At 40.3% G+C, this 12,965-nt stretch carries 11 protein-coding genes; 7 read left to right on the top strand and 4 right to left on the bottom strand.

Annotated elements, in window-relative coordinates; translation table 11 throughout:
• Window positions 1-235: 235 nt before the first annotated feature.
• From BMY50_RS19980 to BMY50_RS19970, 3 genes are all read left to right on the top strand, one after another.
• A complete protein-coding gene (locus tag BMY50_RS19980) occupies window positions 236-2,641 on the top strand; it encodes an alpha/beta hydrolase family protein (RefSeq protein ID WP_093328070.1) in 2,406 nt (801 codons plus the stop codon).
• Window positions 2,642-2,734: 93 nt separating this feature from the next.
• On the top strand, window positions 2,735-4,267 hold the full coding sequence (locus tag BMY50_RS19975) for a helicase HerA-like domain-containing protein (protein WP_093328069.1): 1,533 nt from the start codon (window positions 2,735-2,737) through the stop codon (window positions 4,265-4,267).
• 42 nt (window positions 4,268-4,309) lie between these two features.
• A complete protein-coding gene (locus BMY50_RS19970) occupies window positions 4,310-5,218 on the top strand; it encodes a nucleotidyltransferase family protein (RefSeq protein WP_093328067.1) in 909 nt (302 codons plus the stop codon).
• Between the two features lie 139 nt (window positions 5,219-5,357).
• On the opposite strand, the gene BMY50_RS19965 is transcribed toward BMY50_RS19970, so the two are convergent.
• The 3 genes from BMY50_RS19965 to folB all read right to left on the bottom strand — a co-directional run bounded on the left by BMY50_RS19965 (window position 5,358) and on the right by folB (window position 9,393).
• Window positions 5,358-7,400 (bottom strand): S9 family peptidase, encoded by a 2,043-nt coding sequence (locus BMY50_RS19965; protein WP_093328064.1) that lies wholly within the window; start codon window positions 7,398-7,400, stop codon window positions 5,358-5,360.
• A gap of 192 nt (window positions 7,401-7,592) precedes the next feature.
• Window positions 7,593-8,987 carry an FAD-binding oxidoreductase gene (locus BMY50_RS19960; RefSeq protein WP_093328061.1) on the bottom strand — a complete coding sequence of 465 codons (1,395 nt, stop codon included), beginning with the start codon at window positions 8,985-8,987 and terminating at the stop codon, window positions 7,593-7,595.
• A 37-nt stretch (window positions 8,988-9,024) separates the two neighbouring features.
• Complete coding sequence (folB, locus tag BMY50_RS19955) at window positions 9,025-9,393, bottom strand: dihydroneopterin aldolase (RefSeq protein WP_093328059.1); 369 nt, start codon at window positions 9,391-9,393, stop codon at window positions 9,025-9,027.
• Between the two features lie 77 nt (window positions 9,394-9,470).
• On the opposite strand from folB, the gene BMY50_RS28350 reads away from it, so the two are divergent.
• Window positions 9,471-9,641, top strand: a complete 171-nt coding sequence (locus tag BMY50_RS28350; protein ID WP_202907890.1) for a hypothetical protein — start codon at window positions 9,471-9,473, stop codon at window positions 9,639-9,641.
• A gap of 2 nt (window positions 9,642-9,643) precedes the next feature.
• Here the strand turns inward: BMY50_RS28350 and BMY50_RS19950 are convergent, their stop codons facing one another.
• On the bottom strand, window positions 9,644-10,252 hold the full coding sequence (locus BMY50_RS19950; RefSeq protein WP_093328224.1) for an HAD family hydrolase: 609 nt from the start codon (window positions 10,250-10,252) through the stop codon (window positions 9,644-9,646).
• A gap of 42 nt (window positions 10,253-10,294) precedes the next feature.
• Between BMY50_RS19950 and BMY50_RS19945 the strand changes: the two genes are divergently transcribed.
• From BMY50_RS19945 to gmd, 3 genes are all read left to right on the top strand, one after another.
• Window positions 10,295-10,531: a hypothetical protein gene (locus BMY50_RS19945; protein WP_093328056.1), complete on the top strand. Its 237-nt coding sequence runs from the start codon at window positions 10,295-10,297 to the stop codon at window positions 10,529-10,531.
• Between the two features lie 358 nt (window positions 10,532-10,889).
• Entirely contained in the window at window positions 10,890-11,750 is an 861-nt protein-coding gene (rfbA, locus tag BMY50_RS19935) for a glucose-1-phosphate thymidylyltransferase RfbA (protein ID WP_093328052.1), read from the top strand.
• Between the two features lie 36 nt (window positions 11,751-11,786).
• Window positions 11,787-12,923, top strand: a complete 1,137-nt coding sequence (gene gmd / locus BMY50_RS19930) for a GDP-mannose 4,6-dehydratase (RefSeq protein ID WP_093328049.1) — start codon at window positions 11,787-11,789, stop codon at window positions 12,921-12,923.
• Window positions 12,924-12,965 lie beyond the last annotated feature (42 nt).

Genomic DNA, 12,965 nt, shown 5'->3' with positions numbered 1-12,965 from the left:
TGCATATATATTGAACATCATCAACGATAAAAACTAGCTATTTCAATGAAACCATCATGATTTGCCAATCACATAGTGGAATGAACTAAGCGTAGCGCTTTCTTGAACGCAGCTGAAAAACATACAAAAAGTGAAAAATAAATCATGATAGCTTTATCACCTTTAAAAAACAAACCGAGTGTAACGAGCTCATTTATGCCAATGAGAAACTTTACTCATAAATAATTATATACAGATGAAAAAAACTCTACTTAGTTTATTTGTACTTCTCAATATTTTAAGCGTTTCCGCTCAGATAAATCTTACCTATCAAACACCTCCCGCCAGCATACAAGAACTGCTAGAGGCGCCCAGTACACCAATAGTGCATTTCTCTAAAAGCGGAAATAAGCTCCTATTGCTGCAATCTCCCGACTATCCAAGTATCGAAGATGTTTCGCAACCTATATTAGGTTTGGCGGGGCTACGCATCAACCCATTAAATAACGCTTCTGCGGTAGCGATTACTTATACAAAAATGTCTCTGCAGGAAATTAAGTCGACTGATGACCAAACATTTGAGGGATTGCCAGCGAACGCACGCATTGGGAATATTACCTGGAGTCCAGATGAGAAGTATATCGCCTTCAGCAATGCTACTAAAGAAGGAGTAGAGTTGTGGTTGGCAGATGTTGAAAGGCGTATTGCCCGAAAATTGAGTAGCAGGTATTTAAATGATGCCTATGGGAATACGTTACAGTGGGCTCCCAATGGAGCATATATTTTAGCGCAATTTATTGTTGATAACAGAGGAGAAAGACCAGTAGAAGATGCGGTACCGAAAGGCCCAATTATACAAGAAAATTTAGGCAAAGCTGCTCCTTCGCGCACCTACCAGAATCTTTTAAAGAATCCATATGATGAAAAGTTAATGGATTATTTTCTTAGCTCGCAGTTATATAACGTAGACGTGGAAGGGAAAGAAGTGGCTGTTGCCACTCCTGCCATCTATCGAGAAATATCATTTTCACCCGACGGTAAATACCTGTTGGTACAGAAGGTTCAGAAACCTTACTCCTATCTAGTGCCTATTTATTCTTTTCCCTTTCAAACCAGTATATACAATGCAAAAGGAAAAGAAGTGAAGGCCCTCCATTTATCTCCACTGGCTGAAAATTTGCCAACCGGTTTTGATGCTGTTATCAAAGGACCGAGAAATTATTCCTGGCGTACTGATATGCCATCAACCTTATACTGGGTTGAGGCACAAGATGGGGGAGATCCAAATAAAAAAGCATCTATACGGGATTTGGTTTATACCCTGAAGGCACCCTTCGGTGAAGATAAAAGAAAGTTTGCTGAAACTACCTTGCGTTTTAGTAATATAGTTTGGGGTAATGGGCAATATGCCCTGTTACGAGAGCAATGGCAAAAAGATCGCAGTGAAAAAATAACCTTGTTAAATCCAAGCAATCTGCAAGTAGTAAAAATTGTAGCAGATAGATCTACAGAAGATAGCTATAGCGACCCCGGTGATTTTGTTACTGTAAATGGAAAGTTCCATACAAAGGTGTTACTTTTCGAAAAGGGCACTTTGCCAGTTACCTTTACAATAGGAACGGGCGCCTCGCCAGAAGGCGATCGACCGTTCCTGCTGAAGTGGGATTTGATGACAGATAAAAAGGATACCCTTTTTAAATCGCGTGCGCCTTATTATGAAGAACCAATCTTTTTTAATAATAAGGGCATTGTATATGTATCGCGTGAATCAACCGAAGAGCCCCCAAATTTATACCGTATCGACCTCAAAAATAGAAATGGTGTATCATTGACGTCCTTTCCTGATCCATATCCAAGTTTAAAAGGTGTTAGCAAGCAACAATTGTCGTATCCCCGTAAAGACGGTATCAAATTAACGGCCACTTTATATTTACCTAAGGGTTATACAAAAGAGCAGGGGCCCCTACCCGTATTGATGTGGGCATATCCTAGGGAGTTTAAAAGTTTGAAAGCAGCAGGACAGGTAAAGGGATCCCCTTATCGTTTTACCCGATTAGCCTTTAGGTCACCTGTTTACTGGGTAACAAGAGGTTATGCCATTTTGGATCAAACAGATATGCCTATTGTAGGTGAAGGAGACGAGGAGCCCAATGATACTTTTGTAGCGCAAGTACAGGAAAATGCTCGGGCGGTAATAGATTATGTGGTAGGAATGGGGGTAGCGGATAGAAACAGAATTGCTGTCGGGGGGCATTCTTATGGGGCATTTATGACGGCCAATCTATTGGCGCATACCGACTATTTTGCGGCTGGTATTGCACGTAGTGGTGCTTATAACAGAACACTCACACCATTTGGTTTTCAATATGAAGAACGTACCTACTGGGAGGCCCCATCAGTTTACTACCAGATGTCGCCTTTTAGTTTTGCTAATAAAATAAAAACACCTTTGTTGATGACCCACGGTATCGATGATGAAAACTCTGGTACTTTCCCTGTTCAAAGTGAACGCTTATACAGCGCTATCAAAGGACATGGCGGTATCGTTCGTTTAGTTTTATTACCGAAAGAATTTCATGGCTATAGAGCGAAAGAATCTATTATGCATACGTTTTGGGAAATGGATACCTGGCTGGAAAAATACGTCAAGAACCGTAAATAAAAGCTATAACGGAATAATTCTTGTGTGAAATTCGCGATAATTTTGCGGTGAAGGTCTAATTATGTAACTTTCGCCAGCTTAACTTTATGATATATGGCTGATCAAGAACAATTTGTATCTAAAATAACCGCCTCCTACCAGCCTAAAGGTGACTTTATTTACCTTGGAGCAGGTTTATTAAACGGAGAGATCATCGCAAAGGCCGAGGTAAATCTCGCCCTTAAAATGATGAACAGGCATGGCTTAATCGCCGGTGCCACAGGAACGGGAAAAACGCGTACCTTACAGCTGATTGCAGAGCAATTGTCGGATGCGAACGTGCCTGTTTTTATGTTAGATGTAAAAGGTGATTTATCCGGCTTACATGAGCCTGGGAAAACAAACCCTGCCTTAGAAGAGCGTGGACAAGCGTTGGGACGACCTTTCGTGCCAGCAGGTTTTCCGGTAGAGCTTTATTCTTTAACAGGTAAATTAGGCGCCCCCATGCGGGTTAAAGTGATTGACTTCGGCCCCATACTTCTTGGCAGAGTATTAGATTTGAATGACACGCAAACGGGTGTTCTTTCGGTTCTCTTTAAGTACGCTGAAGATAAATCGCTGGCTGTTATCGACCTAGCCGATCTCAAGAAATTGCTCAATTATTTAACAACAGAAGAAGGCGCTAACGAAATAAAGGAGAGCTATGGGAAAATCAGTTCGTCTACATCTACAACTATATTGCGTAAAGTAGTTGCACTGGAACAGCAGGGTATTGCCCAAATTTTTGGAGAACCTGCCTTGGATATCAATGATTTATTTCAGCGTGTAGATGGCAAGGGAGTTATTAGTCTCTTGAACATTTCTGATATTCAATCCCAACCGCTACTATTTTCGACCTTTTTATTAAGCTTGCTCTCACAGCTATTTACTAATTTACCGGAAGTAGGAGATCTTGATAAACCAAAGCTTATCTTCTTTTTTGATGAAGCCCATCTCCTTTTTAATGGTGCTTCCAAAGCCTTTTTGAATAAGATTGAACAAATTGTCCGCTTGATTCGGTCAAAAGGAGTTGGTGTATTTTTCTGTACACAAGCTGCTACTGATGTGCCAGACACAGTGCTTGGACAGTTAGGTAATAGAATACAGCATGCCTTACGTGCTTTTACACCCAATGATGCAGAAGCACTAAGAAAGACTGCGAAAACATACCCTCATTCGGATTTTTATGAAATCGACAAAACGCTCACCAGCTTAGGTACTGGGCAAGCCGTCATAACCGTTTTGAATGATAAAGGAATTCCTACGGAAGTTGTTGCTACACACCTTATTCCACCAAGAGCAAATATGGGGCCGTTAGATAAAGCAAGTTATGATGCGTTGATACAACAATCCGAAATTTTTGCAAAGTATAAAAATCCAATTAATTCGAGGAGTGCAGCCGATATCTTAGAAGAACAAAACGCCAGCAGACAAGTGACGGAGCAGGAACAGGAAAAAAAGCCTACGCAACGCACAAGCCGAGGAGATACTCCGATGGAAGCTATGACAAAAACGGCCTCCCGCACGTTAGGACGAGAAGGAGTAAAATTTTTGGCTAAATTAGGTACCGCTATTATTGCTTCTTTAATAGGAAGAAAACGAAAATAACCATACGAATTATAAAATTTATTAAACAAAAAAAAGGAGAAAATGAAACCCACCCTACTAATTCTAGCAGCAGGAATGGCTAGCCGTTACGGAAGTATGAAACAAATAGATGCCTTTGGTCCGAATGGCGAAACAATTATCGATTATTCAATTTATGATGCTATCAAAGCAGGGTTCGGAAAAGTGAGCTTTATTATTCGCGAGGAATTTGCTGATGCCTTCAAAGCTATCTTTGAACCAAAATTACAAGGAAAAATAGAAACTGACTATGTATATCAAGGAACAGACCTCAGAAAATACGGAATTGATAAAGAGGTTGAAAGAGCAAAACCTTGGGGAACAGCACATGCCGTATTGGAAGCTCATGCGCAAGTAAAGGAACCTTTTTGTGTGATTAATGCGGACGATTTTTATGGATACGAAGCCTTTGAGAAAATGGCAAAATTTCTGACTTCTGAGGTAAATGATCATACCTTTTCACTAATGGGATACCAGGTGGATAAAACGTTGTCAGATCATGGTACCGTTTCTAGAGGAGTGTGCGAAGTGAATAGTGCCGGCAACATGGTAGGCATTAACGAACGTACACAAGTGTACTTTAAGGAAGTGAATGGCGAAAAAAAGGTTTTCTATGAAGAAGGGGGGGTAGAAACAGAGATTTCCAAAGATACGCGTGTATCCATGAATTTCTGGGGCTTCACGCCAGCTGTTTTTGAGGAAAGCAAAAAGCTTTTTGTCGACTTCGTGGAAGCGAATCTGGATAAACCAAAAGCCGAGTTCTTTATTCCCTTGGTGGCAGATAAATTGATAAAGTCTGGAAAAGCAACTTTTAAAGTTATTCCTACTTCAGAAGTATGGTTTGGCGTGACTTATAAGGAAGATAAACCGATTGTGCAAAAGTGTATTTCATCGCTTGTAGAAAAAGGGGTTTATCCAGCGAAATTATTTTAGAAGTAGTTGAGTCGTTAATTAGGGAGATAGTGGAGACGTTAAATAGGGAAATAGTTGAATCGTTAGGTATAAAAGTAGTTGAGTAGGAAGGTTAACTACTTTTATACTCAACTACTTAACGTCTCCGCGATCAACAAATCTACAGGGTTTCTTTCAACCAGTTAAAAAACTCTCGTTGCCATACAATAGCATTTTGAGGTTGTAAAACCCAGTGGTTTTCATCTGGCAAGTAGAGTAGTCTACTTTTTATACCTTTAAGTTGTGCCAATTGAAAAGCACCTAAGCCTTGTTCAACGCCTACTCTAAAATCCTGACCTCCTTGTACCACAAGAATAGGAGTATTCCACTTGTCGGCATAAGAAATAGGATTAAATTTTGTATACCCCGCAGGCGGATTCTCGCCCCAATATGCTCCGCCTAGCTCCTTATTAGCAAAGAAGAGTTCTTCGGTAGTGCCATACCAACTCCGCATATCGAAGAGACCGTCGTGTGCGATAAAGGTTTTAAATCTGTTTTCATGTACACCTGCAAGCATATATACGGAGTACCCACCATAACTGGCACCAACAGCGCCCAAACGATCTTTATCCACATATGGTTCCTTGGTTAAATCATCAATAGCAGATAAATAATCCCTAATAGGCTGTCCCCCCCAGTCCCCACTGATTGATTTGTTCCATTCTACACCATGACCGGGCATGCCTCTTCTATTTGGAGCAATCACAATGTAACCCTGTGCGGCTATCAACTGCATATTCCAACGGTAAGAATAAAATTGTGATAACGCAGCTTGTGGACCACCTTGGCAATATAATAGGGTTGGATATTTCTTATTGGCATCAAAGTCTGGTGGGTAGATTACCCAAGAAAAGAGATCTTTTCCATCAGTAGCCTTGGTTGTCCTTCCAACTACCTTACTCTTTGCCAGCGAAGCATTTAGCATATCGTTAACAGTAGTAAGCTGCTTTAATTCCTTATTCTTTATATTAAAAGTATAAAGTTCAGCAGCATGATTCATGTCTGTGCGGGTTAGTAAGAGTACATTTCCTTGTTGTCCATTGATGTTTGTAATATCAAAATCGCCAGTAGTTAATTGTTTTATTTGATTCGCGCCAACTTTGCTTAAATCTTTGTTAAGGCTAATCTCAAAAAGCTGCATAGTCCCTTTGGTGGGTGCTATGAACCATATCTTGGAACCGTCATTGCTCCAGCTATAACTAGAAACGGTTTCGTCCCATTTTTCAGTAAGATTAAAGGTGTTAGACGATGCCAGATCACGCACGATAATGTCATTCTTATCAGATTCATAACCATCTTCTTTCATACTTAGCCAAGCTAGTTGTTGGGTGTTCGGACTAAATGAGGGAGCTACATCATATCCCATCCGGCCTTCCGTAAGATTTGTTGTTTGCTTACTTCCCAGATCATATAAGTAAAGATCTGTATTTGTACTTACGGCATATTCGGTACCAAACTTCTTTTTACATACATAAATAATCTGTTTTCCATCTGGGCTCCAGGTTATATCTTCTGCTCCTCCAAAAGGTTGTTGTGGACTAAAATAGGGCTCATCTTTCATGATGTCGACAGCTTTGCCTACTACACCATCTTCATAAGAAGCATAAAAAACATGAGAGAATTTTCCATTGAACCAAGTATCCCAATGTCTATTGTTTAACGCATCAAAAATGTAAGCATTTGATTTTTTTAAGTCGGCATATTTGTCGGCACTTTGGACTTGTTGAAGCGCTACTTCCTGTGAAAATAACAGATGTTTACCATCAGGTGAACGCTTTACGTTGCTGAGTGAACCTTCAAATTTGGTGAGCTGTTTTGCTGCTTGCGTTTGGTGTTCTAATAGCCACAACTGGCCCTTGCTAAGATAAATGATGTCGCCCGTCGCCTTATCAATATGCACTACAGATTCACCGCCAGGTGTGTTTGTTAATTGCGTGGCTTTACCACCCTGAAGGGGTATCTGGTATAAGTTTCGCTCACTATTATTTTCGTCAAGATTGTAATACGTGACGCCATAGATGGCAGTTTTCCCATCCGGACTTATTGTCTCGGCAGAAACCCGACCCAATTTCCATAAAAGCTCCGGTGTGAGGATTTGTTGATTTTGTTGAGCTTTGGCGGTGCCTGCGGCAAGAATGGTGGCTAAAATCAATGTTTTGTTCATGTGTTTTATGTGTTAATATTAGTATCAAGTAGCAAGACGTAAGTATCAAGACTATCTTAGTTGTGAGTTGCCAGTTACGAGTTATTGGTATCAAGATTGCTGGTTATGCACAATTCAACCATTTAACGATTCAACTACTTAACGATTCAACAATTTACTTGACACTGCGCTTTATCTTACTACTTGTGTCTTTTAAAATATTTTCCCAGCGTTTAAGATATTGTTCGGGTCGAATACTTTTTTTATGCCGCGCATGAGGTTAAGATGCAGTTCCGAATATTTCAAAGGCATGTATTCACGTTGTACCAAGCCTATGCCATGTTCACCTGAAATAGTTCCTCCCAAATGAATGGTGAGCTCAAAAATTTCTTTGATACCTTCTTTTAATTTGTGCTTCCAATCTTCGTCGGTCATCCTTCCTTTCAGTATGTTCACATGTAAGTTACCATCGCCGGCATGTCCATAACAAACCGACTCAAACCCATAAACGGCACCGATCTCTTTTATCCCTTTGATAAGAGCAGGAAGGGTTGCCCTTGGTACAACGGTATCTTCCTCCTTATAGATAGAGTTGGATTTGATAGACACTGCCATTGTACGGCGCAAGTGCCATAAAGATTCTTTCTGGCTTGCTGCATCTGCCAGCAACACATCTATACAGTTATTTTCTTCCAATACTATATTTACTTGCTCACATTGGGTAAGCAGTTCATCCATACTATTGCCATCTACCTCTATTAATAAGAAAGCTTGCATGTTATCCTGAAGATCGAACTGAATTTGATCATGTTCCATCACCCATTCAACACCTCTTCTCTCCATAAATTCGAGCGCAGAAGGAACGATTCCCTGCCTAAAGATAGCACCAACGGCTTCACAGGCCTCTTCGTTTGAAGCGAAAGAAGCTAATAACAGAATATCCTGACTAGGTTTGGGTATCAGTTTTAGTACGGCTTTGCATACAATACCTAATGTGCCTTCCGATCCGATAAATAGCTGGGTAAGGTTATAACCCGCCGCATACTTTAGCGTATTGGCACCCGTCCATATGATCTCCCCATTAGGAAGCACCACTTGCAGGTTCAGTACATATTCCCTGATCGTTCCATACTTTACCACCCTCGGCCCGCCACTTCCGTGGGAAATATTGCCACCGATAAAGCAAGAACCTTTGCTTGCCGGATCAACGGGATACAAGAATCCTTTTTCTGCAACCGTATTGATAAATGTTTCGGTTATAACGCCGGGCTCTACAATTGCCTGCAAATTACGTTCGTCAATCTCAATAATTTTATTCATCCGTTGCATAGCAATCATCAATCCCCCATTAATAGCCAACGATCCGCCTGAAAGACCTGTTCCAGCTCCTCGAGGAGTCACCGGAACCTGATGGTTATTACATATTTTAATAAGCGCTGCAATTTCTTCAGGTGTTTCAGGTAAAGCCACCACTTCTGGGTAGAAACGTAAATCTTCAGTCTCATCGTGCGCATACGTGTCAAGTTCTTCAACAGTATAGATCAATCTGCTCTCACCTATAACTTGTTTAAATAGATCCAGTATATCGGATGTAATATGGTTATGCATGTAAATATTATGAGTTATTTATCAATTAGGTTTTTTATTAATGCTTTTCCCAGGTTAAACTTACCTCTGCTGTTGCGGTATCTCCTCCAAATGGAGGGTTACTTTTTCTGATGTTAACAGTTATTTCGCTTAGCTGTGGGAATTTATCTTTTATTGCATGTAAGATATTTTCGACTACTGTTTCCAGTAATTTTTTAGGTTGTTGCATTTGCTGTTTCGCAAGCTGGTACAGTGTTTCATAATTTGCAGTATTCTCCAGCAAGTCTTCTTTCCCACCTATATAAGCAACGTAGCATTCAATGTTTAATAAAAATTCATTTCCAAGTATCTGTTCTTCAGGGTAATATCCGTGATGAGCAAAAAATCGTACATTGCTTAATGCTATCTTCTGTTTATAGCTTTCCATCTAACAAACTTAAGAAATTTTTCATGCAGCAAAAACTTTTTGGACCTACGTCAAGTTAATAGAAAAACATCAATTACATGAAAAGAACACAATATATTATTTGGCCCGTTGCTCTCCTTTTATTAACTACAATTAGTGGCTGCGATTTTATTGCAGGTGTTTTTAAAGGAGGTGTATATGTAGGAGTATTCCTCGTATTAATAGTAATCGCAATTATTATCTGGCTTGTTAGCCGTACCAAAAGATAGGGTTATAAAAATACCCCATGAGCATTTAGCTCTTTTAATAATTGTTCCGGATGTTTAAAGTTAATAGATTGAATACCAAATTTGATAGCGGCATCCGTATTCCTTTGATTGTCATCTATAAACAGACACTCACCAGCCTGTAGGTTGTATCGGCTTAGCAGTAATCGATAAAAGGCCGGATCAGGCTTACGGATTTTCTCGGTGCCGGAAACAAGTATTCCATCAAATAAAGAAAAAAAGTCAAATCTGGCAAGTGCAATAGGGAATGTTTCAGTTGACCAGTTGGTTAAGCCATACAAACCATAAGTGCCTGCATTCTTTAATTTCTGCAAGATATCCACCGTACCTTCAATCGGGCCCGCTAGCATTTCTTCCCATCGGCTATAATACGCTTCAATTAGCGCGGTCTTTTCGGGGTGGAGTGCTACTAAAGAATCTGTTCCCGCTCTTAGTGTTCTTCCTTCATCTTGTTGCTCATTCCAGTCTGACGTGCAGATGTTTTCCAAAAAGTCTGCCATGTCGGCTTCGTTTGCGAAAAGCTTTTTATAAAGATACTTTGGATTCCAATCGACTAATACGCCTCCAAAGTCGAATATAATGTTCTTGATCATATTTAAAATTTGTAGGTTAAACATAACTAAAGTTGCTTGTATATGCAAGGTGAGCTATGGTTGTTTATTTCCGAAAAAGGAACGTTTATTTTGTCGCTTGATGGCAGCGACTCCGCCAACTACTTTCTTTTCCGCAAAGAAAGTAGTCAAAGAAACTCATCGCTTGGAACTTTGCTACAAGCGGTCGTGCATCAACGTGCAAACCGCAAATTTCCTAGGCGATATTTTGGCAGAACGAAGGGCTTTACTTTTAACCAAACGTATTATCTTCAGCCTTAAATATAGGCCTGTGAGTGGAAAGAACGGCCTTGGAGGATATCGACGCAACGAGCAGCAAAGCATTTGAACATCTGCTCGTCTTGCAATATCCAAGCGGATTGAGGAAGTGAAACGGCTCCAATACGCGCCAGTGATGCTTTGCAATCAGTTGCAAGGTAGCCTACACCGCCTTGATCTTTGCGTCGGTTTGGATCAAGCCAAAGCGACAAAAAAATTGATTAAAGAAAAATATTCCTTTAATACTAACATCCTATTATAGCTTACTTTCGTTCTTCGATATGGCAAAAAATCAATACTTTTACGATGAAATAATTAAAAATGCAATAGAACAGATCATCTAATAAGAAAAAACATATTCATGAAAGGGATTATTTTAGCAGGGGGATCCGGCACCCGTTTACATCCATTGACTTTAGCGGTAAGCAAACAACTGATGCCCGTTTACGACAAACCGATGATTTACTACCCGCTATCTACCTTGATGCTGGCAGGTATTAGTGAGATTTTAATTATCTCAACTCCCCATGATTTACCTCACTTTGAAAAACTTTTGGGAGATGGTGCACAGATCGGATGTAAATTCTCATATGCTGTGCAAGAAGAGCCCAATGGTTTAGCACAAGCATTTGTTATTGGGGAAGAATTTATAGGTAACGATAAGGTTGCGCTCATTTTGGGTGATAATATTTTTCACGGTGATGGTTTATCCAAGCTATTGCAGCAAAGTGTAAATCCTGAAGGAGGGGTGGTGTTTGCCTATCCGGTATCTGATCCGGAGCGATATGGTGTGGTAGAATTTGATAAAAGCAATCGTGTGCTCTCTATTGAAGAAAAACCTACGCAGCCAAAATCGAATTATGCGGTTCCAGGTATTTATTTCTATGATAATTCAGTTGTAACTATTGCCAAACAAATAAAGCCCTCTCCGCGTGGTGAATATGAGATTACCGATGTAAATAAAGCATATTTGCAGGCTGGCCGATTAAAAGTAGGAGTCTTCAGTAGGGGTACTGCGTGGCTAGATACGGGCACTATTGCCTCCCTTATGCAAGCGGGCCAATTTGTTCAGGTGATTGAAGAACGGCAAGGACTTAAAATAGGGTGTATTGAAGAAGTTGCCTATCGTATGGGATATATCAATGCAGAGCAGCTAAAAAATATTGCACAGCCACTGGTGAAAAGTGGGTACGGTGAATACCTGCTTCGTTTGGTTAAGTAAGGAGATAAATAACGTGTTAATAGGAATAGCTAACATATGAAAACAGCATTAATCACAGGGATAACAGGACAGGACGGAGCCTATTTGGCTGAATTCCTATTGAAGAAAGGCTATGAGGTTCACGGGGTAAAACGTCGGAGCTCTTTGTTTAATACCGATCGTATTGACCACTTGTACCATGACCCACATGAAACGGGGCGCAAATTTACGTTGCACTATGGTGATTTAACAGATTCCACAAACCTTATTCGTCTTGTACAGGAAACACAACCAGATGAAATTTATAATTTGGCTGCCCAAAGTCACGTAAAAGTTAGTTTCGACACACCCGAATATACGGCTAATGCCGACGGTTTAGGTATGTTACGTATTTTAGAGGCGGTGAGATTATTGGGTATGACAGATAAGTGTCGTGTTTATCAGGCATCAACGTCCGAACTGTATGGATTAGTTCAGGCTGTTCCCCAATCTGAAACAACACCCTTTTATCCACGTTCACCTTATGCCGTTGCAAAGATGTATGCTTATTGGATCACCGTAAACTACCGTGAAGCGTATAAGATGTACGCTTGTAATGGTATTCTCTTTAATCATGAAAGCCCTATACGGGGAGAAACATTCGTTACCAGGAAAATTACCCGAGCAGTTTCAAAAATAGCATTGGGTCTGCAAGAAAGATTGTTCTTAGGGAATTTATCTGCACAGCGCGATTGGGGGCATGCAAAAGACTATGTAGAAGCGATGTGGCTTATTTTGCAGCAAGATCAACCTGAAGATTATGTTATAGCCACAGGTGTAACCACTACCGTTCGAGATTTCGTTCGAATGAGCTTTGCGCATGTAGGGATTGAAATTGAATTCAGTGGCAAGAATGAGCAGGAAAAAGGCGTCATTATCGATGTAGATGAAGAAAGGTTGTCAGCCTTAGGTATAGATCCCAGTACTATTAAATTTGGCCAAACAGTTGTCAAAGTAGATCCGACTTATTTTAGACCGACAGAAGTAGATTTGTTAATAGGCGATGCTACTAAAGCACAAACGAAATTGGGATGGAAACCAAAGTACGACTTAAAGGCGCTTGTAACAGATATGATGGATGCAGATCTGCACCTTATGCGTAAGGAAGAGTACCTAAAAAAAGGTGGTTTCCAAACGTTGAATTATTTTGAATAAGGTTTAGTAGCAAGACGCTAGACATAAGTATCAAGATTAGTA

Origin of the sequence: Olivibacter domesticus, from assembly GCF_900109575.1 — a bacterium.
Lineage (GTDB): Bacteria > Bacteroidota > Bacteroidia > Sphingobacteriales > Sphingobacteriaceae > Olivibacter > Olivibacter domesticus.
Note: the sequence above shows the minus strand (reverse complement) of the source record. Positions and strands in the feature narration are given on the sequence as shown.